Genomic DNA, 24,657 nt, shown 5'->3' with positions numbered 1-24,657 from the left:
GGTCATTAGTTTTAAATCGTTTCAAAAATAAGGATTAATAACTGTATATTTGTGTTTATAACTTAATATTTCGTTATAAAATTGTGTTAAGTCTCTTAAAATTTCAAAACGCTCTGGAGCAATTGCTCAACCAATCACAACAAAAAACATACCTTTTGGCTGTAAGTGGAGGAGTGGACTCGATGGTTTTGGCTGATTTATTTCAGGTTTCGGGTTTTGATTTTCATATTGCACATGTGAACTATCATCTTCGTAATGAGGATTCTAACATGGATCAAAAGCTCGTTTCCGATTTTTGTCAAAAACATAAAATTCCTTTTCATTTATATGAAATTTCTCAAAAAGATGATCAGTCGGAAAACTCGATTCAGAATTGGGCAAGAGAGTTGAGATATAGATTTTTCAGAGAAATTCAGGAAAAAGAAGATCTTGATTTTTTAGTCACGGCACATCACCTGAATGACCAGTTAGAAACGTTTATAATCAATCTTTCCAAAGCTTCCGGAATCCGAGGTTTGAGTGGGATTCCCAAAAATGAAAACGGAATCATTCGTCCGCTTCTTGATTTTTCTAAAGATGAGATCTATGATTTTGCAAAACAGAATCAAATTGAATTTAGAGAAGATAAATCCAATCAAAAGACGGATTACCTAAGAAATAAAATCCGACACAATATTGTCCCGGAATTAAAAAAAATCAATGCAGATTTTCTGACCAATTTTTCAAGAAGCATCAATTATATTAATCAAACTAAAGATTTTATTGATCAATCGGTTGATGAGAAAATTGAAATTCTCAAGATTGACTCGCGGGCAAATCAATTCATTATTAATAAGCAAAAATTTTCAGAAGAACCAGAACTGATTCGATATGAGATTTTGAAAAGATTTGGTTTTACAGATGATAACGAAATGCAGAAAGTTCTGACAGCTCAAACTGGAAGCTCGTTTTTCAATCCTGGATTTCAGTTAATCATTAATCGGAACGAATTGATTTTTATTAAGAAGTTAGAAGTTGAAAATGAGAAGTTAGAATTATCAATTTCGCTTAAAATTGTTGAAAACGAAATAATTATCCCAGAATATATTAAAAACGAAATTAAAACATTTGGTAATTGTTTTTGGAAATTCGATAAACAAAAAGTTCAGTTACCTTTGAAATTGAGAAAGAAACAAGAAGGTGATGTGTTTTTTCCTATAGGAATGATTGGTAAAAAGAAAATTTCAAAATTTTTTAAGGATGAAAAATTGTCTATTTTAGCGAAGCAAAAAATCTGGCTTCTATCTGATGCTGATGAACGAATCTTAGGCGTGCTGCCTTTCCGCCAAGACGGGAGATATAGTTCTGATAATTCAGAAACGGAATTGATTTTAAAATTATAACTACATAGACACATAGTTTTTCTATTTGTTTATGTAGTTTAAAAAGTTTAAATAGATTTATGAATCAGAAACAAATAACGGAATTAACATATAAAATTTTAGGAGCTTGCATAGAAGTTCATAAAAATTTAGGTTCTGGTTTGCTAGAGAGTGTCTATCATAAAGCTTTGAAAGAAGAGTTTAGAATCCAGAATATAAATTTTAAATCTGAATTTGTAATTTCTGTTCAATACAAGGGAATTGATTTGGACTGTGGTTTTCAATGTGATTTTTTAATAGAAGATTTAATTATTGTAGAAATTAAATCAGTTTCAGAATTTCACGATTTACACAAAGCTCAGATTCTTAATTATATGAATCTGTTGAAAGTTCCAAAGGGAATTTTAGTGAATTTCAATGTGACGAATATTTTCAAAGAAGGACAAAAGACATTTGTAAATAAATATTACGAACAATTAAATTAAAATAAATAAACCACATAAACACATAGAATTTCAGATATCTATTTTAACTTTTTATTTCTAAATTTTAAAATAAAACTATTGTGCCTATGTGGTTAAAATTATTCAAAAAATGAAAGATTTCAAACTGGTGTTGTCAACACTTTTTCTATTTATAATAACCATTTTCAATGCACAGATAAAAAATCCAGTTAAGTTCAAATTCGATGTCAATCCTGTTGGCAAAGATGAATATGAGGCTGTTTTAACTGGTACGATTGAAGATAACTGGCACATTTATTCTCAGGATTTACCACCAGATTCCGGGATTCCGACTGAATTTAAAATTACTTCAAAACAGGGAATTCAATTGCTTGGAAAGGTTCAGGAAATCGGCAAAAAGCACGATGAATTTTCGGAAGCTTTCGGCGCTCAGATTGTTTATTATTCCAACAAAGTTGTTTTCAAGCAGAAATTCAAACCGAAAGATGCAACTAAACCGGCAACGATTACAGCTGAAATAATGTATCAGACTTGTAATGACCGTGTTTGTCTAGCTCCGAATACTTTGGAATTTGAAAAACAAATTGAAGGAAGTAAAACGGCTGTTGCCTCTGAAGAAACTATTGAAAAAACAAAAGATACGGTTTATGAAGTTGCTCCGGCCGGACAAGTTGGAACGATTCTAAAGCCAACAAATATTGAAACTCCAGCAGTTGCAAAACAAGATGGTCTGAAAGTCAATTCTCTGGATTTCAAAAATCCTTTGACGAATTGCGGAACCGCTCAGCAAAAACCAAACGATGACAATTGGCTGGTTCTTGGATTAGGATTTCTAGGTGGATTGATTGCTCTACTCACACCTTGCGTTTTTCCGATGATTCCATTGACAGTTTCGTTCTTTACAAAGGGAAACAAAGACAAAGCAAAAGGAAAAAGAGATGCTTTCATCTATGGATTTTTCATTCTGTTGATTTTCGTCTTGTTGAGTATTCCGTTTCATATTATTGACGGAATTTCGGGAAATATTTTCAATCAGATTTCGACAAATATCTGGCTCAACTTATTTTTCTTTGCCATATTCTTGTTCTTCGCTTTAAGCTTTTTCGGGTATTACGAAATCACTTTGCCAAGTTCAATCGCTAACAAATCTTCCAAAGCAGAAGAAGCGGGCGGATTGATTGGGATTTTCTTCATGGCTTTGACTTTGGTCATCGTTTCGTTCTCTTGTACAGGCCCGATTTTGGGAAGTTTATTAGGCGGAGTGGTTGCTGGAGCAACCAATGTCCCTACACTATTGACATTTGCTCTGGCTGGTTTTGGATTGGCCTGGGCATTAGTTTTTGGATTGTTGGCATTGTTTCCGCAAGCTTTACAAAGTTTACCGAAATCCGGAGGCTGGATGAATACCGTAAAAGTCGTTCTTGGATTTATCGAATTAGCTTTGGCTTTAAAATTCCTTTCAAAAGCCGATCTGGTCTCCAAAACATTCCTGCTGAAAAGAGAATTGTTCATCGTGCTTTGGATCATCATTGCGATTGGATTGGTGGTTTATCTTTTCGGGAAAATCAGATTTCCTCACGATGATAAGAAACCGAAAATTTCTTTAACAAGAAGGATTTTGGGTGTTTTCGGAATTGTATTTATTGGATATTTGATTCAAGGTTTGATTCCTTCGGAAAAACCGAAATTACAAATGCTGAGCGGAATCTTACCTCCATTGAATGTCAGCTATTTCCACAAAGAAGAAGACGGAATTCTTGGATTGAAACCTTATCATAATTATTTCGAAGCGATAGAAGTTGCGAAGAAAGAAAACAAACCGGTTTTGATAGATTTCACAGGATACGGTTGTGAAAATTGCCGAAAAATGGAGGAATTCGTTTGGAGTCAGGATGATGTTCTGCCAATTCTTCAGAATGATTTGATAATTGCTTCGGTCTATGTTGATGATAAAGAAGAGCTGCCGGAAAATGAACAGATCAAAATCGATATGGGTGAAGGTCAAATGAAGAAAGTGAAAACGATTGGCGACAAATGGAGTCTTTTCCAGCAGGTTAACTTTAATAATAATTCCCAGCCACACTATGTTTTGGTAACGCCTGACCAAAAAGTGATCAATCCGCCGGTTTCTGGATATATGCCGAAAGAGGATTTTAAAAAATTCCTGAAGTGTGGAATTGATTATTTTAAAAACAAGTAAAAATGATTTTCAGAGAAGCCAAAATTGATGATATCCGACAAATGCAGATCGTCCGCAATTCTGTAAAAGAAAATCAGTTATCTGATCCTGATGTCGTGAAAGACAAAGATTACGAAATTTATTTAACAGACAATGGAAAAGGTTGGGTTTGTGAAATTGATAATGAAATCGTCGGTTTTGCAATCGTAGATTTGGTGGGGAATAATATTTGGGCTTTGTTTTTGAACCCAGAATTTGAAAATCAAGGTATCGGAAAACAATTGCATAATATCATGTTAGACTGGTATTTTCAACAAACTGAAAATCCTGTCTGGCTTGGAACTTCACCAAATACAAGAGCAGAAAAGTTCTATAGATCCTCCGGTTGGGAAGAGATTGGGACCCACGGAAAAGAGATCAAATTTCAAATGACTTGGAAACAATGGGGAAATTTATAATTTGGTAAATAGTATTTTTATAACAAAATAATAAATTAGGTATATAATTTGTATTCGATAGTCCATAATGATTCATTATCATTATGAATTTTTATTTTCTATTACTAATTACTAAAATTTAAAACGATGGCAGAAGTACAAGTTAATGACCGCTCAAAAGGAAGCAAAAAAAACGGTAGAATTGGAATTAAAGTAGATATGACCCCGATGGTGGACTTAGGTTTTCTGCTGATTACATTTTTTTTATTCTCAACCAATTTTTCAAAACCAAATGTGATGGATCTTGGTTTACCGGCAAAAGGTCCACATGGTCCAACAGACATTGATTATAGAAACTCGATCACATTCATTCTTGGAAAGGACAGCAAGGTCTATTATTATCAGGATGAACGCAAAAATCTGAATGATAACAGTTTGAAAGAAGTCTCTTTCGACAGAGCTCAAGTTGCAAAAACCATAGAGTCGGCAAAAGCAAGCGCTCCGAAAAAAGAAAATTTCACAGTGATTATAAAGCCTGCTGATGATTCGCAATATAAAACTTTGGTCGATATGCTGGATGAATTGGCAATAACCAGGTCTGAACGTTACGGAATCTCGGAAATGAATGACAAAGAAAAAGATTTGTACCAGAAAAAAGTTCTGTAATTAATATAAATATTTTACAAAGAGTGTCTGCCAGACGCTCTTTTTTATTTATTTTCGTAAGGAAAATTAAAACTATGAAAAAGCTTTTCCCAATTTTTGGTTTGTTATTGATCTTTTCTTGTAAAAAATCTGAAGAAACAACAACTCCAAAAGTTGATAGTGCAAAGATCATCGATTCTATAAATGCTGTGAGAACAAAGATCAATGATAGCATTCTCAGTAGCCGGAGTTTCAAAGATCTTGAGGGAACGCATATTTTGACGCATGATATGATATCTGGAAATGGTAAAATCAGTTTCACGAAAATAGGACAAGACGAATATAAGATCTCTGGCGGGAATAAAGAAGGAAGCAATTTTGTAAAGATTGAAGGAACTGCAAAAATGACTTCTCCGAAAAACCTTAAATTTGATGGAACGATTACGCAAAGTATTTCTGATTATGACAACGGAAAATTGGATGTAAGAAAGGGTAAGAGAAATTTTTCAACAAAAGATGGAGGAAAAACTTTCAAACTTTACGAATCTGTCAATAATGCAGGATTTGGAGATAAAATAATTATCAAAATGTAAATTATGCTCAATTACGAAATACAGGGAAATGGTTCGGAAAACCTGATTCTACTTCATGGCTTTATGGAGAATCTGTCGATTTGGGATGATATGATCCCATTTTTATCAGAGAAATTCCGGTTGATAAAGATCGATTTACCAGGCTTTGGAAAATCGGAAGTTGTTGCAGATATCCAAACCTCTGAAATAATGGCGGATAAGGTCAAGAAAGTGATCGATCAACTAGGTTTGACCGAATTTCATTTGCTGGGACATTCTATGGGCGGTTATATTTCTTTGGCTTTTGCAGAAAAATATCCTCAGTTTTTGAAGTCATTCACTCTATTTTTCTCTACTTATTTTTCCGATGACGAAGCGAAAAAAGAAACCAGAAGAAAAGGTTTAAGGATCATCAAAGAAAACCTCCGGGCTTTCGTAAACGCAGGCGTTCCAAATCTCTTCAACCCCAATGAGCATGATATTCTAGAATTCAAAATAAAGCTTGCAAAAGAAATAGCTTACACATCTTCTGTTGAAGGTGTTCTGGCTTCACAAAAGGGAATGATCGAGCGTCCCGACAGAAAATCGGTTTTAGAAAACTTTGAAGGCAAAATTTTGGTTCTATTAGGCAATCACGATTCTGCCGTCAACTCAGAAAAAACAATCAAAGATCTTCCCGAAAGAACCAATATCAAATCCTACGTTTTAGATTGTGGACATAATGGACATTGGGAAAAACCAGAGATCTGTGCATCTATTATTAATACCGAATTATTACATCACTTACCAAAAAAACTCATTTTCTAATGGAAATAATCTCAAAGATCCTCATCGCAATCGTTGCATTAGAACACTTTTATATCCTTTATATGGAAATGTTTGCTTGGGAAACCCTCGGTAAAAAAACATTCAAAGGTTCATTGCCGGACGAGATGTTCAAACCAACAAAAAAACTTGCTGCCAATCAAGGTTTGTACAATGGATTTCTTTCTGCTGGACTCATCTGGAGTTTCTTTATTTGTGACCAGATTTGGGCAAAAAATGTCGCAATTTTCTTCCTTGCGTGTGTTATTGTAGCAGGAATTTACGGTGCATTGTCAGCCTCCAAGAAAATATTTTTCGTTCAGGCTTTACCGGCGATTATTGCTTTGGTTTTCGTGTTGTCGAGATAGATTTCTAGGAGCTGATTCCCGCTGGTAATTTATGCTGAGCGGAGTCGAAGTGCTTTATTTTTTTTGTCTTAGGCATTTTGTAACCAAAAACAAAGTTTGCAGTCAATACAAAAAAAGATGCCGTTCCCATCTGGGCTATGGGTTTTGTCAATAAATTAGAGATCTTCCACCACAGAATGACAATGTAATATTTAAAGGATATCACATTAAAACTCCTCGGCTTCAATCTTCTCTTTAAAGTCCTCAATCGTTTCCTCGATCGATTTGAAATATTTCCCACCGGAGGCATTGATGTGTCCGCCACCGTTGAAATATTTTCTCGCAAATTGATTCGTATCCACAGAATCCTTGGAACGGAAAGAAATTTTGATAAAATCTTCATAAAGGTCTTCCATAAAGAAAACCGCCATTTTGGTTCCGAGAACGCTTAAGCCGTAATTTACAAAACCTTCCGTATCACCTTTGTCAAAGCCATATTCTTTCAGTTCAGAACGTTTCAGCCAAAGAATGGCAACTTTTCCTTCTTTGGTCAACTCGATCCTGCTAAGAACTAATGAAAGTAGATGTAATCGGGAAATTGTATTGGTGTCCCAGGTATTGGACGTTATAATTGCCGGATCAGCACCTTTCTCGATGAGTTCAGCTACGATCCTATGTGTTGTTGCACTTGTAGAACGGAATCGGAATCCTCCGGTATCGGTCATTATTCCAGTATAAAGACACTCGGCTATATCCAGATTGACTGATTTTTCGTCATTGTTTTCCTGAATGAAATGATAGACCATTTGGCAAGTTGCGGGAACTGTTGTATCAGAATAGACATAATCGAATTGTTCGGGCATCTGATGATGATCGATCAGTATTTTTTTTGCTCTGGATTTTGTAACCCAATCTCCAAGGATCCCAATTCTGGAAGGTGAGTTGAAATCAAGGCAAAAAATAACGTCTGCGTTATAAATGGCTTCGCCAGCAACTTTTCTTTTATATTCTCCGATCACGATCTTCTTAGCGTCCGGCATCCATTTCAGGAACTTTGGAAAATCGTTTGGAGTGATCACTGTAGCATCTATTCCTTTAGTTTTCAGATAATGTTTCAGGCCAAGAGAAGAACCTATTGCGTCTCCGTCAGGATTATGATGCGTTACAATAACGATGTTCTTTTCCGGAACGAGAAGATGATTGATCTCTGAAATTTCTTTGGCTGTAAACATAAATGATTGTTTGAATAAATGATAAACTCCAAAGGTAGGATTTTAAATAAAAAAACCGGCTCAAATTTGAACCGATTTTTATTGTTTTTAATAATTATTTTTTAATGATCTTTTGAACGGATTGCCCGTTGATTTTTAGATAATAAATTCCTGAAGTCAGATTTTTAATATTAATTTCTGTTTTGGCTGAATTGATATTAGAAACTGATTTTACCAATTTTCCTGAGCTGTCAATTAGTTCTAATGATGAACTAGGTTTCAGGTTTTCAATTTTTATAATGTCTGTTACGGGATTTGGATAAGCAATAATTGTGGTCAACTCATTATCTTTTGTACTTAGCGTCGCCGATTTAAAATGAATTTCTTCGAATATAGCATTGCCAATTGTTAAGGTTTTTCCATTTCCATTACTTACAATATTATAATAATAGGATTGTGAATTTGTGAAGAAACTGCACAATCGTTCAAAGAACTGGTTAACTTCACCATTGTCTGCCATATAATCTGCCAAAGTGCAAAATTTATCATTTACGGTGAATATGTTTTCACCACTATAAGTTAAATTGGCTGAGATATTATTGAAATAAGATAAACTGAGTTGTGGGGAGTCGGCACCAAAACGTGTGACTTGCTGATATGGCATTGGCGGAGGTTGTTGACCAACCGGATTTGTTTCGCCTACAATTTGAGTGATTTGCCAGTCTGTATTTAATAATTCTGCGTTTTGTGCAGAACATAAATTAGCCGCAAAAATTAAAATGTAAAGTTTTTTCATAGATATATAAGTTTTTAATTAGAGATTAAAGTTAAAAAATATTTTTTGGAATTATAGTGTAAATTGTTGATAATTGGTATGTTAAATATTTTAGAATCTTTACTTTAAAATTTCAGTACCTTTGCGGCTCAATTCAATTTTATTCAAACAGATAATGCACAAAGCAGGATTCGTAAATATCGTCGGGAAACCGAATGCAGGAAAGTCTACACTTCTCAATCAATTGATGGGTGAAAAGCTGGCGATCGTGACCCAGAAAGCACAAACCACACGTCACCGTATTTTCGGGATTTATAATGAAGAGGACTTACAAATTGTCTTTTCTGATACGCCAGGTGTTCTGGATCCAAAATATGGTTTGCAGGAAAAAATGATGGATTTTGTAAAAGACTCTTTGCAAGATGCGGATGTTTTTCTTTTCATTGTGGATGTGACAGATAAGGCTGAACCATCGGAATTCCTTATTGATAAACTGAACAAGATCCCTGTTCCGGTTCTACTCTTACTCAATAAAATTGACCAGACGAACCAGCAAGACCTTGAAAAAATAGCAACTGATTGGCACGAGAGAATCCCGAAAGCAGAGATTTTGCCTATCTCGGCACTTAATTCTTTCAATCTGGATATTATTCTTCCGAAACTTAAGGATATGTTGCCAGAAAGTCCTGCATATTATGATAAAGATATGTATACAGACAAGCCGGAACGTTTCTTTGTGAATGAGGCGATCCGTGAAAAAATTCTTCTGAATTATGACAAAGAGATTCCTTACTCTGTAGAAGTAGTGACGGAAATGTTCAAAGAAAAAGAAGGTATTATCTTCATAGATTCAATTATCTATGTCGAGCGCGATACACAAAAAGGGATCATCATTGGCCATAAAGGCGAAGCCATCAAAAAAGTGGGGACGGAAGCCAGGATCGACCTCGAAAAATTCTTTAGCAAGAAAATTCATCTCAATCTTTTTGTCAAGGTTAAAAAAGACTGGCGAAAGAATGACAGAGATCTCAAAAACTTTGGTTATAGATGAAAATCCTTTTTAATAAAGGATTTTTTTGTAGTTTTGATTGAAATATTTTTTTTAAACACAGAATGAAAAATATAAATTCTACAAAACCTAATCCCAACCTTACAGATATAATGATATTGATCATCCGGGTTTTTGCAGGACTATCGATGCTGACACACGGGATTCCAAAATTAGAGACATTAGTGACGAGTAATCAGATCCAATTCATGAATTTCCTTGGGATGGGATCTATATTTTCTATGGTTTTGGTGGTTTTGGCAGAATTTCTATGCTCGTTGTTTATTATTTTTGGATTATTTACAAGGGTAGCTTGTATTCCGCTGATGATTGCAATGTTGGTAGCTTGCTTTGTAGCACATGGTTCAGACACTTATAAAGAACAAGAATTAAGCGTCCTGTATTTTTTTATATATTTTGTGATTTTGATATTGGGTTCAGGCAAGTTTTCACTAGATCAATTGATAACAAAGAAAGAAGAGGCCTATTGACCAAACCATTGTGTGACATGATCTTTGATAATAACCCAAAAGTTTTTTCCTAGAAAATAGATCAATGTGGAAGTAATAATTCCTTTCACGGTAAAAAAAATAATTCCTCCAATTCCGAATTTTTTTAACAGACTCTTCCACTTCGGCAGTTTCTTTTCTTCTGTTGTCTGCAGCTGATCTTCCATTTTTATTTTTTTCAAAAATAAGAAAAATTCTACAATTTAGACTTATTCAAAATAATCTGGATCTCAAAAATTATTTGGGCGTATCCCTTTGTTTTTTTGCCTTCATGCTAATTCTGTCAAAACAATTTCCTAGATGGCAAAAAACAAGCGGGTCGGTCTTCGGGCAGTCGCTCTCGCCTCTGGCGAGGAGCTCCAACAATGCCCTTCGCCCTTACGCATTTGCAAATCTCAATTATTCCACGACTCTCCAACTCACAAACTCTCCAACCCCATTTGCTAACGATTGTTAGTTTTTGATTTTGCTGGTCAAAATATATTTTTATCTTTAGAGCCTTTAAAAAAATAAAAAACTTTATGTCCTCAATTTCAATATCAGAAAGCCTAAAAAGATTAGGGATCTCAACAGAGAACAATGGTGCTTCCACAGGTTTGGATTTCTTTTCTTCTGGCGAAAAAATAGAAAGCTACTCTCCGGTTGACGGAGATTTGATTGCTTCCGTAACAACTTCGGATGTCACCGACTACGAAAAAGTGGTAGCAAAAGCCCAGGAAGCTTATAAAGAATTCAGACAGATCCCTTCACCAAAACGCGGAGATCTAGTTCGTCAATTTGGGAATAAACTCAGAGAGTACAAAGACGATTTGGGAAAATTGGTTTCTTACGAGATGGGAAAATCTCTGCAGGAAGGTCTTGGCGAAGTTCAGGAGATGATCGATATCTGCGATTTTGCAGTAGGGTTGTCTCGTCAGCTTCATGGTTACACGATGCATTCTGAAAGACCAGGACATAGGATGTATGAGCAATATCATCCATTAGGAATTGTTGGAATTATTTCAGCTTTCAATTTTCCCGTTGCTGTTTGGAGCTGGAATGCAGCTTTAGCTTGGATCTGTGGGAACGTGGTCATTTGGAAACCTTCAGAAAAAACACCGCTCTGCGCGATTGCCTGTCAAAATATATTTGCGGAAGTAGCAAAAGAAAATGGTTTGCCAGAGGGAATTTCAAATTTGGTAATTGCCGACCATGAGATAGGAGATAGGTTGGTCAATGATAAAAAGATAGCATTGGTTTCTTTCACAGGTTCTACCAGAGTAGGAAGGATCGTAGGCAAAAATGTAGCGGAACGTTTCGGAAAATCGATTTTGGAATTGGGCGGAAATAACGCGATTATCATCACAGAAAATGCGGACCTTAATATGTCAATTATCGGAGCAGTTTTCGGTGCGGTTGGAACGGCTGGGCAAAGATGTACTTCCACAAGACGTCTCATCATTCACGAATCTGTTTATGATGAAGTGAAAAACCGTTTGGTAAAAGCCTACGGACAACTGAAGATCGGAAATCCTTTGGATGAGTCCAACCATGTTGGGCCGCTTATCGACAAAGCTGCGGTGAAACAATATCAGGATTCCATCGAAAAATGTAAAGCAGAAGGAGGAAAGTTTGTGGTTGAAGGTGGCATTTTGAAAGGCGAAAATTTTAATTCTGGATGCTACGTGAAGCCTTGTATCGCTGAGGTTGAGAATAGTTATGAGATAGTTCAGCACGAGACCTTTGCACCAATTCTTTATTTGATCAAATATAAAACTCTGGATGATGCGATCGCAATTCAAAATGATGTTCCGCAAGGATTGAGTTCTGCGATTATGACCCAAAATTTGAGAGAAGCAGAATTGTTCCTTTCAAACGGAGGTTCAGATTGTGGAATTGCCAACGTGAATATCGGAACTTCCGGAGCCGAAATCGGAGGCGCTTTTGGGGGTGAAAAAGAAACCGGCGGCGGAAGAGAATCCGGTTCCGATGTCTGGAAATATTATATGAGAAGACAGACCAATACCATCAATTATACTACAAGCTTACCTTTGGCTCAAGGAATTAAATTTGATCTATAAAAACGCAATATGATAACAACTACAGAAAATAAAGTAAAAGAAACATTAGGGAAACACATCCTTGCAGACGGTTTCGATTTTGTGATGGATTATGAAAAATCCCACGGCTCCTACATTGTTGACAGATTGACCGGGAAGGAATATCTCGATATGTTCTCTATGTTCGCATCCGCTTCCGTTGGATATAATCATTCTTATATCTTGGAAAAGGCTAATTGGCTTGGGAAAATGGCAATTTACAAACCAACTTTGAGTGATGTTTATCTTCAGGAATATGCCGACTTTATGGAGGTTTTTTCAAGAGTTGCTATTCCGAAAGAATTGCCTTACTGCTTTTTTGTAGAAGGCGGCGCTTTGGCTGTGGAAAATGCTTTGAAGACAGCTTTTGATTGGAAAACAAGAAAAAACTGGCAAAAGAATATTGATAAGGAAGCTGGAATGGTGATCCATTTCAAACAATCTTTCCACGGGAGAAGTGGTTATACTTTGTCTTTGACCAATACTTCTGACCCAAGAAAACACCAGTATTTCCCAAAATTTGATTGGCCAAGAATTAGCAATCCAAAACTTAATTTCCCAATTACGGAAGATAATCTTGAAGAAACGATCAAGCACGAGCAATTGGCATTGTTGCATATTCAGGAAGCGATTTTGGCAAATCCGGATGAGGTGGCCTGTGTGATTATCGAACCAATTCAAGCAGAGGGTGGAGATAATCATTTCAGAAATGAATTCTTTGCTGAATTAAGAAAAATCTGTGACGAAAACGAAATTCTTTTAATCCTTGATGAAGTCCAGACCGGAATTGGGATGACAGGAAAAATGTGGGCTTTCCAACACCTTGATATTATTCCAGATGTTATCACTTTCGGAAAGAAAACTCAGGTTTGCGGAATCTTGGCTAACAAAGAAAAGCTTGATGAGGTAGAGCATCACGTTTTTAAAGAAAGCTCAAGGATCAATTCTACTTTTGGTGGCAATTTTATCGATATGCTTCGTTTTCAACTGGTTTTGGAAATTATAGAAAATGAAGACCTGGTTGAAAACTCCAGAGTTGTAGGCGAGTTTTTATTAGATGGACTGAAGCAGTTGGAACAGAAATTTCCAGACCATATTTCTGCGGCCAGAGGAAAAGGATTGATGTGCGCTTTTGACCTTAAAAATGGAGAAAGCAGAGAATGGCTGAGAAGCAAGCTTTATGATGAAGGGATCATTATCTTAACTTGTGGTGACCAGTCGCTTAGATTCCGGCCACACCTTAATATAACAAAAGGAGAAATCCAGATTGTTTTAGATAAAATTAATCAGATATTTGAGAATTTAATATAAGGAATTTTAGATTTTGATATTTTTTTCATAAATTGCTATGCTTTAACAAAATCAAAATCAAAAATTTATGGATGCAACGACTAGAGTAGCTGTCTACGAAAGTAGCAGTCCACAGGAGATCCAGCTGATGAAATCTAAGCTGGAAGATGCAGGAATCAAATGCGATGTTGAGAATTCTTACCTTAGTTTTCTATCAACTCCCACTGCAACCAATACTTTTATTAAAGTTGATATCAAGGACGAGAAAAGAGCATTTGATATCATTGATGAATATTTAAAATCAAACCAAAATTGATTTCATATTTTTAAATTTTACGTTTTACAGAAGTCGGGTTCAAATTTATTTGAGCCCGATTTTTATTCAAAAATAAATTTTGATGATATTCTGCAAAATGATTATCATTGCAGAACAAAAGGGGAATTAGCTCATCTGGCTAGAGCGTTAGACTGGCAGTCTAAAGGTGACGGGTTCGATCCCCGTATTCTCCACTTGATTATTAAACTTCTGAATCTCAGAAGTTTATTTTGTTTTATGGCAAGAGATTTGTATTCATTTATTCAGATATTCGAGTTCATAGAAACCAGATTATTGATTAAAGGGGGCACTAGTTGCCCTCTTAATTTTTTTAATTAAGAGTGTTAGTTGTTTAGATTTCATTTCAAACTCTTGTTTAATTTAAATAAGTATTCTATTTTTGTTAAGTAATCGAAAATGAGTGTTATTGGGAAAAACTATTTTTTTAAATTTAATTAAATGAAAAAATCTGTACTACTCATACTTTTCTCAATATTTATGATGTCTTGTGGAACTTCCAGGTCCGCAAAAAAATATACTTACAAAAAACCTTCAACAACAAATAAATCTGCCAATCTCAAAAAATTGAATTCATCCTATTCCGGAAATGTCTCCGGAACAAGAGCCTCGATTTTGGACAATGCCGAGAATTATTTGGGGACTCCTTACAAATATGCAGGTAACACACCTGCCGGTTTCGATTGTTCAGGTTTGGTGTGCAAGGTTTTTGACGAAGAAAAGATCCAAATGCCGAGACGCTCTTCTGACCAGGCAAAACAAGGGCGCAGTATCAACGTTTCTGAAGCGAGACCAGGAGACTTGCTGTTTTTTGCTACTGCTGGTGGTTCTGCTGTGACACACGTTGGGATTGTTCACGATATTCTGAATAGTGGGGAAGTCACTTTTATCCATGCATCCACTTCCAAAGGTGTTATTATTTCATCTCTTAACGAAGCTTATTGGAATAAAGCGTTTCTTTTTGCAAGAAGTGTTCTATAATTTATTATTTTTGCCAACAGATATAATGATGAGGTTCAATAATTTTTTATTGAGCTTTTTTATTTTATAAAATCAATTATTAATCAATTATAATTAAGAAATGTCTTTACAGGAAAAAATTGAAAAAGCTTGGGATAACCGCGAACTTTTAAAAGAGGAAGAGTATCAGAATGCCGTAAGAGAAGTAGTTGCGAAACTGGATGCAGGAGAACTGAGAACGGCTGAGCCAACGGGAAACGGATGGCAGATCAATGAGTGGGTAAAGAAAGGCGTGGTGATGTATTTTCCAATCCAGACAATGGAAACCATAGAAGTTGGTCCTTTCGAATTCCACGACAAGATTCCTTTGAAGAAAAATTATGCAGAGAAAGGTGTAAGAGTAGTTCCTCACGCAATCGCAAGACACGGAAGTTTTGTAGCAAGTGGTGTGATTATGATGCCTTCTTATGTTAATATCGGAGCTTATGTAGATTCCGGGACAATGGTTGACACTTGGGCAACTGTAGGAAGCTGTGCACAGATCGGTAAAAATGTTCACTTGAGCGGCGGAGTAGGAATTGGTGGGGTTCTTGAACCATTGCAAGCTGCACCGGTAATTATTGAAGACGATGCGTTTATTGGTTCTCGTTGTATCGTTGTGGAAGGCGTTCGTGTTGGTAAAGAAGCAGTTTTAGGAGCGAATGTCTGCCTTACAATGTCCACTAAAATTATTGATGTAACAGGAGATGAGCCTGTGGAAACGAAAGGTTACGTTCCAGAGCGTTCAGTTGTGATTCCTGGAAGTTATACCAAGAAATTTCCTGCCGGAGAATATCAGGTTCCTTGCGCTTTGATTATTGGAAAAAGAAAGGAATCCACAGACAAGAAAACATCCTTGAATGATGCGTTGAGAGAAAATAATGTTGCGGTTTAGGATTTAGAAAAAATAAAAACTGCCTGTCAAATCTGATAGGCAGTTATCTAATACTAACAACCATTTTGTGAAACAAAAATTCTTAAAATTTATCTCAGATTACAGAATCATTTTCGTAATCTATATTATTGTTGCAGGTCTTACTGCATATAGCAAATATAAAAGAGGAACAGGTGGTTACAACAACTACTTGATTTTCAAAGGTGTTTTTTACAATACTTTGCAAGAAAAGAATATTTTCCTGCAATATCCCGATTTGTTTTTTGACAGCAATCATTACGGTGTATTTTTCAGTCTTTTGATTGCACCTTTTGCAATGATGCCGGACGGTTTGGGAGCTATTCTATGGAACGTTGCAAGTACATTGGTTTTTCTACATGCCATTTACAAACTTCCATTTTCTGACAGGAAGAAATCATTTTTTGCTTGGCTTTGTCTTCAGGAATTCATTACTGCGGCGACCTATTTTCAGTTCAATATTATTTTGACAGGATTATTGATGTTGTCCGCGATTTATATTTATGAAAGAAAAGAAGCCCAGTCCGCATTTTCGATTCTGATTGGAGCATTTGTCAAAGTTTACGGAATTGTTGGCCTGTCTGCTTTCTTTTTTATCAAAAACAAACTTCGGTTTATAATAAGCTTAATTGTCATTGCAATTATATTTTTTGTTTTGCCAATGCTGATTTCCAGTCCGAAATTCGGAATTCAGTCGTATTTCGATTGGTACGCCTCTCTGTCAGGGAAAAATCTTGAAAATCAAGCTTTAGGAACACGTCAGGATTATTCATTGATGGGTGTTGTGAGAAGAATTTTGGGTGATGCTAATATTTCTAATCTTATTTTTTTAATTCCTGGATTTCTCTTGTTTATGTTGCCTTACATCAGAACAAAACAATTCAAATTTTTACCTTTTCAAATGATGATTCTGTCGTCTACGCTATTATTTGTCGTACTTTTCAGTTCAGGTTCGGAAAGTCCGACTTACATTATTGCTGTTGCCGGAGTTATGATATGGTTTTTGATGCAGAAAAATATCAGCAAAGTTGATGTCGGATTGTTGATTTTTGTAATGATTTTCACCTGCTTCGCTTTTTCGGATCTATTTCCGAAGTCAGTAAAAGAAGAAGTTTTTATTAAATACTCTACCAAAGCGATTCCTTGTATATTGGTTTGGTTCAGAGTGATGTACGAATTGCTGACAAAGGATTTCGAAAAGGATTATCGATTAGATTAAAAACGAAACAATGAAAAAAATCTCAATTGTAATTCCTGCACACAACGAAGAGGGCAATATTTCTCTGATTCATCAAAGAATAAAATCCGTTTTTTCCGGACTGGACAATTATAATTTTGAGATTATTTTTGTGAATGATGGAAGCCGGGATAAAACGCAGCTGATTTTAGAAGAGCTTGCCAGCAAGAACAGTGAGATTAAATTCATCGAATTTTCCCGTAATTTTGGGCATCAGCCTGCTGTAAAAGCAGGATTGGATTTTTCAGACGGAAATGCTGTTATTTCAATGGATGCCGATTTACAGCATCCACCGGAATTGATTCCTGAGATGATTCAGCAGTGGGAAGATGGTTTTGATGTTGTTCTGACAAATAGAAAATATCCCAAAGAAATTTCTTACTTCAAACGAAAAACTTCCGAAGGATTTTACAAACTTTTGTCAAAGATTTCAGATGTCGATTTGAAGAAGGGTGGCGGTTCTGATTTTCGTTTGCTGGATGCGAGTGTTGTTGAGGTTTTCAAGAATTTTACGGAGGACGATTTATTTCTCCGAGGTTTGACAAGCTGGATGGGGTTTCGGCAAACCTCAGTCAACTTTTTGGCAGGCGAGAGGAACGCTGGCGAAAGCAGTTATAATATCAAAAAAATGATGAAGTTCGCTTTCACAGGAATTACTGCATTCAGCGTGAAGCCGCTTTATCTTGCGGCATATCTGGGATTTATGTTTTCTGCTCTTTCCGTGGTTGGTTACGGCATTTATGTGGTTGAATCTTTTGTTTCCGGCACCGAGATTTCCGGCTGGGCGTCGCTGATTATGACGATTGTCTTTTTCGGCGGTTTACAGTTAATTATCTTAGGGATATTCGGGATTTATTTAGGCAAGATTTTCAAGCAAGTCAAAGAACGCCCGAATTATATTATTCGTTCAAAAAATTTATAAATGATTTTACTAAGTTTCGATATCGAAGAATTTGATATGCCTTTGGAATACAATGGCGAGATTCCTTTAGAGGAGCAATTGGCGATTTCCAGAAAAGGTTTGGAGAATATTCTTAGGATTTTGAAAGAGAATCAAATCAAAGCTACTTTTTTCTCAACGGTTGTTTTTGCTGAGAATAATCAAGACTTAGTTCAGCAATTACTTTCCGAAGGCCACGAGTTGGCTTCGCATACTTGGTTTCATTCGGAGTTTGAGGAGAAACATTTGGCGGAATCAAAACAGGAATTAGAAAAATTATTCGATACAAAAGTGGTTGGCCTCAGAATGCCGAGAATGAGTCCTGTTTCGGAAGATGCGGTTTCTGATGCAGGCTATTTTTACAATTCATCCATCAATCCAACTTATTTACCAGGAAGATATAATAACTTTAAAGTTAATAGGAATCCATTCTGGCAAAAGAAAGTGCTGCAATTTCCGGCTTCGGTTTCTACGATGTTTAGAGTTCCGTTGTTTTGGTTAAGTTTTCATAACTTTCCACTTTGGATTTATAAATTGTTATCCAAATTATCCTTAAACGCCACAGGATTTTTAAATATTTACTTTCATCCTTGGGAATTTTCAGACATCTCGAATCCAAAATATAAGTTGCCTGGATTCACGTTTAAAAATACAAATGAAGCTATGGTAAATCGTTTTGATGATTTCATCAAATGGGCGAAGAAAAATAATTATCAATTTTCCACAACCAAGGATTTTTTGGAAAACTGGACTCAAAAAAATAAGAATTAATGAAGATTGCTTACGACGCCAAACGTATTTTTTCCAGCTGGTCTGGCTTAGGAAATTATTCCCGTGATCTGGTTCGGGTTTTAGCGACGTATTTTCCTGATAATCAATATTTATTATTCAATAAAAAGAAGTCGGAACGTGGCGAAGCGATATTGAAATTGCCCAATGTGACTTTCGTCCAAACAACTAAAGGTACGCTTTCCCGACAGCTCAACACCGGAATCGATGCACAAAATAATGGTGCGGATATTTTCCACGGTTTGTCTGGAGAATTACCTTTGAAATGGAATTCAAAACCAATTAAAAAAATTGTTACCATTCACGACTTGATTTTCGAAAGATTCCCGGAATATTACACGTGGATTGATAGAAAAATCCATTTTTGGAAATTTAAAAAGGCGTCTTTTTCTGCAGATAAGATTATTGCAATTTCTGAGCAGACCAAGCAAGATATTATTCATTATCTGAAAGTTCCGGAAAGTAAAATCGAAGTGGTTTATCAAGGTTGTCACGCCAGTTTCAAAGAAAAACAATCTGAGGAAATCCTTAAGCAAATTAAAGAAAAATTCAATCTTCCGGAAAAATTTATTTTGAATGTCGGGACGATTGAGCCAAGAAAAAATCTTTTAAATGTGGTCAAAGCTTTAAAGGATTCTAAAATTCCATTAGTAGTTGTCGGAGCCAAAAAGCCGAAATATTTTAAATTGATTGAAAAAGAAATTGAGAAAAATAAAATCGAAGTTCAATTCCTCTCAGGCGTTTCTATGGAAGAACTGGCTGGGATTTACAAACTCGCCGAAATTTTCATTTATCCAAGTTTTTTTGAAGGTTTTGGAATTCCTGTCATCGAAGCTTTATTTTCCGAAACTGTTGTGATTACGAGCAATACAAGTTGTTTGCCTGAAGCCGGCGGACCAGATTCAGTCTATGTCAATCCTTATAATGTGAATGACATCAAGGCCAAAATCCTTTTCCTCTGGGAAAACGAATCCGAGAGAAAACGCCGTGCAGAAAAAAGTTTACAGTTTGTTCAGAAATTTAACGATGAGGTGATTGCAAATGAAATGATGAAGGTTTACGAAAGTTTGGTTTAAAGGAAGTTAACTTTTTAGAAAGGCTTCGAGAGCCTCAGCCCGACAAAACCTCAACTATCAACTGACAACCAACAGCTAATAATTCCTTTCCCCGAATATCGCAGAACCAACCCTTACAGAATTTGAGCCACATTCGATGGCCAAAGGAAAATCACCGCTCATTCCCATTGAAAGAGTTTCCAAAGGTTTCAGTTGAGATAAGTCATCAAATAGATTTTTCAAAACATAAAATTCTTCACGGATTTGAGTTTCATCATCCACAAAGCTCGCCATTCCCATCAATCCTTTGATTTCGATATTTGGGAAATTTCCTTCAAGATATTGATTGAAGATTTCTTTTGCTTCACCAACTGTCAAACCAAATTTTGTCTCTTCTTTTGCAATTTTGACTTGAAGCAAAACATTGATTTTTCTATTGTTTTTTGCAGCTTCTTTATCCACTTCTTTCAAGAGCTTTTCGCTGTCAATGCTTTCTATCATTGAAATGAAGTCGGCAATATATTTGACTTTATTAGTTTGAAGGTGTCCTATCAAGTGCCATTCAATATCATTGGGAAGAACAGGCTGTTTTTCCAATAATTCCTGAACTTTGTTTTCTCCAAAAGCTCTTTGTCCCAAATCATAAACTTTCTTGATTTTCTCTGCCGGATTGGTTTTGGAAACTGCAACCAGTTTTACATTTTGAGGAAGCTGGGAAAGGATGTCCTGATAATTTTGTTCGATTGACATTTTTAATGAGATTTAGAAAAACTTGTGCAAAAATAGGCATTAATTATCTTACGAAAATCAGTTCCGGAATTGGTCTAAAATTCGTAAATTTGAGGAAATTTTTTTCGAATAATAATCACAAAAATATGAGTCAATTTGATGTAACCGTTATCGGTTCTGGTCCTGGCGGATATGTAGCAGCCATCAGAGCTGCACAATTGGGTTTCAAAACAGCAATTATTGAGAAATATCCTACTTTGGGCGGAACTTGCCTTAACGTAGGTTGTATCCCTTCCAAAGCTTTGCTTGACAGTTCTGAACATTTTGAAAAGGCAAAACATGAGTTTGCTGATTACGGAATAATCATCAATGAGCCGAAAGTAGATCTGGCAAAAATGATTGAACGTAAAAATAGCGTTGTAGAGCAGACAACAAAAGGAATCAACTTCCTGATGGACAAAAACAAGATCACTGTTTTTGAAGGTCTTGGAAGTTTCGAATCTGCCACTCAAATCAAAGTGACGAAAAACGATGGTTCATCTGAAACTATCGATTCAAAATATACAATTATCGCAACTGGTTCTAAACCATCATCTTTACCTTTCATTACTTTAGATAAAGAAAGAATCATTACTTCTACAGAAGCCTTGAATTTGAAAGAAATTCCTAAACATTTGGTAGTTATTGGTGGTGGTGTTATCGGTCTTGAGCTAGGTTCGGTTTATTTGAGATTAGGTTCTCAGGTAACTGTTGTCGAGTTTATGGACAAAATTATCCCGGGAATGGATGGTGCTCTTTCCAAAGAATTACAAAAAGTTCTTAGAAAACAAGGAATGAAATTCGAACTTTCTACGGCGGTTTCTGCTGTTGAGAGAAACGGAGATTCTGTGAAAGTAACTGCTAAAAACAAAAAAGGAGAAGAAGTCAACTTCGAAGGTGATTATGTTCTGGTTTCTGTAGGAAGAAGACCTTACACAGACGGACTTGGATTGGAAAAAGCTGGTGTTGAACTGGACGAAAGAGGAAGAGTGAAAACCAACGACCATTTGCAAACAAATGTTTCTAACATTTACGCAATTGGTGACGTGATCAAAGGTGCAATGTTGGCGCACAAGGCTGAAGAGGAAGGGACTTTGGTTGCTGAGATTTTGGCAGGACAAAAACCTCACATCAATTATAACTTGATTCCTGGTGTTGTTTATACTTGGCCGGAAGTTGCTGGTGTTGGTAAAACGGAAGAGCAACTGAAAGCTGATGGTGTAGATTACAAAGTGGGGAATTTTCCAATGAGAGCTTTAGGAAGAAGCCGTGCAAGTGGAGATACAGACGGATTTGTGAAAATCATTGCTGATGCAAAAACAGATGAAGTTCTTGGTTTCCATATGATTGGAGCCAGAGCTGCTGATTTAGTTGCAGAAGGCGTTATTGCAATGGAATTCCGTGCAAGTGCGGAAGATATAGCTAGAAGTTCTCACGCGCACCCGACTTATGCAGAAGCGGTTAAAGAAGCCGCTTTGGATGCGACTGGAAAGCGTTCGATTCATATGTAAGATTTACTTAATATATTTAGGAAGAGAAGCAAATTGCTTCTCTTTTTATTTTTAATTGCTTTATATTCAGTGATTTGAATTTTTATTTGACAAAATAGATATTTTAATTGATAATTTGGCATATTTGTAGAATTAGACTTGATATTATAAAATAAACTATTAGATATGAAAAAAATATTTACTACTTGTGTTTTTCTTTTAAGTTTAGTGGCTTTTGCTCAAGAAGCAGGAAAAGCCGGTGAACTGTTGAAAAATGAAGCTTCTAAAAATGAAATGCAGACTCGTAGACCAGAAACATCTGGAAAAAGAGGAAGCGGAACATTAGATAATTCAAATTATAGAAGTAACCCGAATAACAACAATAATATTCCCAACAACAGACCGAATCCAAGCTACGACTGGAATCAAAATTATGGTTACGGCTATGCGGAGATATTCTTAAGAATCCCCGAACGAGGTTTTTATACTGTGGAAGTTGGCGACCAGATGTCGGCTAATTCTTCTGGAAAATATCGATTTTTTGATATCATTCCGGGTTTGGTTCCAATTTCTGTTTATGGAAACGGATATCTGCTGTATAGAACAAGGGTTAATGTTCGTAACAATTCCAGATTGGTCTTGGATTTCTTTAGTAATCGCGGATTGTATCTTCTGGGAACTTATCAGCTTCAAAACCAGGCTTATGGTAATTATGGTGATGTTTGGGATGATATGTGGAATTCTCCGTACAACAATGGAAATTCTGGACAATGGGATCCTTATTACGGAACAGGTAATCAAGGTGGTTACAATGGCAATCAAGGGAATCACTATGGCAACGTGATGAATAGTGCGAGTTTTAATGCCTTTTTGCAAGTCGTTAAAAACACCAAATTTGCAGATGATAAAGTTTCTGTCATCAAGCAGCAACTAAGAAATGCCATGGTGACGTCTGAACAGGTAAAATCCCTTCTCGAGGCCTTGACCTACGATAAAGATAGAGTAGAGATTGGAAAATATTCTTATTCAAGATGTGTGGACCCTGTCAATTATTTTGTGATCTATCCTGCTTTCCAATTTCAGAGTTCGGCTCAGGAATTACGGGATTACATTTCAAAACAATAGATCAGAGAGAGGCGATTGCTTCTCTTTTTTTATTCGACATAGTCAATCTTTCACTCCACTGCGTTGCGTTAAAAGGATTTCTGCTCAAGTCGGCTGCGGGCAATTTGTGTTTTTAAAATAATGATTTTTATTTATTATGAGAATTGTTGTCTAATATCTAACATCTGATATCTATATACTTATTTTTTGTTCTTACTTTTGTTAAAATTTGAGTTATGATAAAAGAACTTGATAAAGATTTCACAAGTCTTAATGAATATATAAGCCAAATTGATCCAAGCAAGATTTTTATTTTGGTGGACGAGAATACACATGACCATTGCCTTCCGATTCTGCTTCCTAATCTGGAAACAGATGCGCCATTCGAGGTCATCGAAATAGAAGCAGGCGAGGAAAATAAAAACATAGAAACAGCGACTCAACTTTGGGAGATCTTTTCAGAAATGGAAGCCGACAGAAAATCGCTTCTCATCAATCTTGGTGGCGGAGTCATTACTGATATGGGAGGTTTTGTTGCTTCGACCTATAAAAGAGGCTTCAAATTCATCAATGTTCCCACAACTTTGCTGTCGATGTGTGATGCATCAATAGGAGGAAAAACAGGAATCGACCATCAATATCTTAAAAATATCATTGGAACTTTTGCATTGCCGGAAGCGATTTTCTTTTATCCAAAATTTTTAGAAACCCTGAAGTTTGAAGAATTGAGAAGCGGTTTTGCAGAGATGCTGAAACACGGATTGATAGCAGATTCTAATCATTGGAATGACCTCAGTTCATTATTCAAAATTACGCCAGAAGCTATTGCGCCATTCATTAACAGAAGTATGGAGATCAAGAATGAAGTGGTGACAAAAGACTTTAAAGAAGAAAATGTTCGTAAGATCCTCAACTTCGGGCATACGATTGGTCATGCCGTGGAAAGTCTATTTCTGAAAAAAGGAAATCTAATTCCTCACGGGGAAGCAGTTGCATTGGGAATGATTTGTGAAACGCATTTAGCTTTACTGTGCGGATTGATTGACGTTGAAGTTTCATCTACAATTATATCTAAGATTCAGAGATTTTTCCCATACATCGATATATCAGAATTTAAGAATGGGGCCATTATAGATCTGATGTTCAACGACAAAAAAAATCAGGATGGGAATATCAATTTTTCATTGATAAATGGAATTGGGTCTTGTGTTTTTGATCAAAAATTAAATGTTGAACAGATTATTTTGACCCTGGACTTCTATAAAAACATCAATGTTAATTAATGTTATTATTCAATGAATATAATTT

Annotated in this window: 26 protein-coding genes and 1 tRNA gene; 23 read left to right on the top strand and 4 right to left on the bottom strand. The window is 35.9% G+C overall.

Annotated features, from left to right (window positions below):
• The first annotated feature begins 83 nt into the window (after positions 1-83).
• The 8 genes from tilS (at position 84) to BLT30_RS08455 (ending at position 6,830) form a co-directional block, all read left to right on the top strand.
• Positions 84-1,382: a tRNA lysidine(34) synthetase TilS gene (gene tilS, locus BLT30_RS08490; protein WP_089873149.1), complete on the top strand. Its 1,299-nt coding sequence runs from the start codon at positions 84-86 to the stop codon at positions 1,380-1,382.
• Between the two features lie 59 nt (positions 1,383-1,441).
• A complete protein-coding gene (locus BLT30_RS08485) occupies positions 1,442-1,846 on the top strand; it encodes a GxxExxY protein (RefSeq protein ID WP_089873148.1) in 405 nt (134 codons plus the stop codon).
• 109 nt (positions 1,847-1,955) lie between these two features.
• Positions 1,956-4,025, top strand: coding sequence for a protein-disulfide reductase DsbD family protein (locus BLT30_RS08480; RefSeq protein ID WP_089873719.1), 2,070 nt, complete (start codon positions 1,956-1,958; stop codon positions 4,023-4,025).
• Between the two features lie 2 nt (positions 4,026-4,027).
• A complete protein-coding gene (locus BLT30_RS08475; protein WP_089873147.1) occupies positions 4,028-4,462 on the top strand; it encodes a GNAT family N-acetyltransferase in 435 nt (144 codons plus the stop codon).
• Between the two features lie 126 nt (positions 4,463-4,588).
• Positions 4,589-5,107, top strand: coding sequence for an ExbD/TolR family protein (locus BLT30_RS08470; protein ID WP_089873146.1), 519 nt, complete (start codon positions 4,589-4,591; stop codon positions 5,105-5,107).
• 74 nt (positions 5,108-5,181) lie between these two features.
• Positions 5,182-5,679 (top strand): hypothetical protein, encoded by a 498-nt coding sequence (locus BLT30_RS08465; RefSeq protein WP_089873145.1) that lies wholly within the window; start codon positions 5,182-5,184, stop codon positions 5,677-5,679.
• Positions 5,680-5,682: 3 nt separating this feature from the next.
• Positions 5,683-6,465, top strand: coding sequence for an alpha/beta fold hydrolase (locus BLT30_RS08460; protein WP_089873144.1), 783 nt, complete (start codon positions 5,683-5,685; stop codon positions 6,463-6,465).
• Positions 6,465-6,830, top strand: a complete 366-nt coding sequence (locus tag BLT30_RS08455) for a DUF1304 domain-containing protein (RefSeq protein ID WP_089873143.1) — start codon at positions 6,465-6,467, stop codon at positions 6,828-6,830. The genes BLT30_RS08460 and BLT30_RS08455 overlap by 1 nt, the downstream gene beginning before the upstream one ends.
• A 206-nt stretch (positions 6,831-7,036) precedes the next feature.
• On the opposite strand, the gene BLT30_RS08450 is transcribed toward BLT30_RS08455, so the two are convergent.
• Positions 7,037-8,041 carry a DHH family phosphoesterase gene (locus BLT30_RS08450; RefSeq protein ID WP_089873142.1) on the bottom strand — a complete coding sequence of 335 codons (1,005 nt, stop codon included), beginning with the start codon at positions 8,039-8,041 and terminating at the stop codon, positions 7,037-7,039.
• 94 nt (positions 8,042-8,135) lie between these two features.
• Positions 8,136-8,816 carry a T9SS type A sorting domain-containing protein gene (locus BLT30_RS08445; RefSeq protein ID WP_089873141.1) on the bottom strand — a complete coding sequence of 227 codons (681 nt, stop codon included), beginning with the start codon at positions 8,814-8,816 and terminating at the stop codon, positions 8,136-8,138.
• Between the two features lie 154 nt (positions 8,817-8,970).
• Here BLT30_RS08445 and era point away from each other — a divergent pair, with 154 nt between their 5' ends.
• Positions 8,971-9,846: a GTPase Era gene (gene era, locus BLT30_RS08440; RefSeq protein WP_089873140.1), complete on the top strand. Its 876-nt coding sequence runs from the start codon at positions 8,971-8,973 to the stop codon at positions 9,844-9,846.
• A 62-nt stretch (positions 9,847-9,908) separates the two neighbouring features.
• Complete coding sequence (locus tag BLT30_RS08435) at positions 9,909-10,334, top strand: DoxX family protein (RefSeq protein WP_089873139.1); 426 nt, start codon at positions 9,909-9,911, stop codon at positions 10,332-10,334.
• On the opposite strand, the gene BLT30_RS08430 is transcribed toward BLT30_RS08435, so the two are convergent.
• Positions 10,328-10,519 carry a hypothetical protein gene (locus BLT30_RS08430; protein WP_089873138.1) on the bottom strand — a complete coding sequence of 64 codons (192 nt, stop codon included), beginning with the start codon at positions 10,517-10,519 and terminating at the stop codon, positions 10,328-10,330. The genes BLT30_RS08435 and BLT30_RS08430 overlap by 7 nt on opposite strands.
• Positions 10,520-10,873: 354 nt before the next feature.
• Here BLT30_RS08430 and amaB point away from each other — a divergent pair, with 354 nt between their 5' ends.
• From amaB to BLT30_RS08380, 10 genes are all read left to right on the top strand, one after another.
• Positions 10,874-12,412, top strand: coding sequence for an L-piperidine-6-carboxylate dehydrogenase (gene amaB, locus BLT30_RS08425; RefSeq protein WP_089873137.1), 1,539 nt, complete (start codon positions 10,874-10,876; stop codon positions 12,410-12,412).
• Positions 12,413-12,421: 9 nt separating this feature from the next.
• The gene (gene lat, locus BLT30_RS08420) at positions 12,422-13,741 is read left to right on the top strand and encodes an L-lysine 6-transaminase (RefSeq protein WP_089873136.1); all 1,320 of its coding nucleotides are present in this window, start codon (positions 12,422-12,424) and stop codon (positions 13,739-13,741) included.
• A 67-nt stretch (positions 13,742-13,808) separates the two neighbouring features.
• Positions 13,809-14,036 (top strand): putative signal transducing protein, encoded by a 228-nt coding sequence (locus tag BLT30_RS08415; RefSeq protein WP_027385066.1) that lies wholly within the window; start codon positions 13,809-13,811, stop codon positions 14,034-14,036.
• A 120-nt stretch (positions 14,037-14,156) separates the two neighbouring features.
• Positions 14,157-14,230 (top strand) — tRNA-Ala (locus tag BLT30_RS08410).
• A gap of 265 nt (positions 14,231-14,495) precedes the next feature.
• Positions 14,496-15,035 carry a C40 family peptidase gene (locus BLT30_RS08405; protein ID WP_089873135.1) on the top strand — a complete coding sequence of 180 codons (540 nt, stop codon included), beginning with the start codon at positions 14,496-14,498 and terminating at the stop codon, positions 15,033-15,035.
• Between the two features lie 100 nt (positions 15,036-15,135).
• Entirely contained in the window at positions 15,136-15,948 is an 813-nt protein-coding gene (locus BLT30_RS08400; protein WP_089873134.1) for a 2,3,4,5-tetrahydropyridine-2,6-dicarboxylate N-succinyltransferase, read from the top strand.
• 67 nt (positions 15,949-16,015) lie between these two features.
• Positions 16,016-17,185, top strand: a complete 1,170-nt coding sequence (locus BLT30_RS08395; RefSeq protein ID WP_089873133.1) for a glycosyltransferase family 87 protein — start codon at positions 16,016-16,018, stop codon at positions 17,183-17,185.
• Positions 17,186-17,195: 10 nt separating this feature from the next.
• Positions 17,196-18,125: a glycosyltransferase family 2 protein gene (locus BLT30_RS08390; RefSeq protein WP_089873132.1), complete on the top strand. Its 930-nt coding sequence runs from the start codon at positions 17,196-17,198 to the stop codon at positions 18,123-18,125.
• Positions 18,126-18,914 carry a polysaccharide deacetylase family protein gene (locus BLT30_RS08385; RefSeq protein ID WP_089873131.1) on the top strand — a complete coding sequence of 263 codons (789 nt, stop codon included), beginning with the start codon at positions 18,126-18,128 and terminating at the stop codon, positions 18,912-18,914.
• Positions 18,914-20,008 (top strand): glycosyltransferase family 4 protein, encoded by a 1,095-nt coding sequence (locus BLT30_RS08380; RefSeq protein WP_089873130.1) that lies wholly within the window; start codon positions 18,914-18,916, stop codon positions 20,006-20,008. The genes BLT30_RS08385 and BLT30_RS08380 overlap by 1 nt, the downstream gene beginning before the upstream one ends.
• Positions 20,009-20,083: 75 nt before the next feature.
• On the opposite strand, the gene BLT30_RS08375 is transcribed toward BLT30_RS08380, so the two are convergent.
• A complete protein-coding gene (locus tag BLT30_RS08375; RefSeq protein ID WP_089873129.1) occupies positions 20,084-20,737 on the bottom strand; it encodes a YggS family pyridoxal phosphate-dependent enzyme in 654 nt (217 codons plus the stop codon).
• A gap of 125 nt (positions 20,738-20,862) precedes the next feature.
• On the opposite strand from BLT30_RS08375, the gene lpdA reads away from it, so the two are divergent.
• The 3 genes from lpdA (at position 20,863) to aroB (ending at position 24,632) form a co-directional block, all read left to right on the top strand.
• Positions 20,863-22,266 carry a dihydrolipoyl dehydrogenase gene (lpdA, locus tag BLT30_RS08370; RefSeq protein WP_089873718.1) on the top strand — a complete coding sequence of 468 codons (1,404 nt, stop codon included), beginning with the start codon at positions 20,863-20,865 and terminating at the stop codon, positions 22,264-22,266.
• Positions 22,267-22,431: 165 nt separating this feature from the next.
• Positions 22,432-23,370, top strand: a complete 939-nt coding sequence (locus tag BLT30_RS08365) for a proline and serine-rich protein 1 family protein (RefSeq protein ID WP_089873128.1) — start codon at positions 22,432-22,434, stop codon at positions 23,368-23,370.
• 215 nt (positions 23,371-23,585) lie between these two features.
• On the top strand, positions 23,586-24,632 hold the full coding sequence (aroB, locus tag BLT30_RS08360) for a 3-dehydroquinate synthase (RefSeq protein ID WP_089873127.1): 1,047 nt from the start codon (positions 23,586-23,588) through the stop codon (positions 24,630-24,632).
• Positions 24,633-24,657: the final 25 nt, after the last annotated feature.

This window comes from Epilithonimonas hungarica (assembly GCF_900102265.1).
Taxonomy (GTDB): domain Bacteria; phylum Bacteroidota; class Bacteroidia; order Flavobacteriales; family Weeksellaceae; genus Epilithonimonas; species Epilithonimonas hungarica.
The sequence above is the reverse complement of the archived record's forward strand: the minus strand, read 5'-3'. Positions and strand labels throughout refer to the sequence as shown.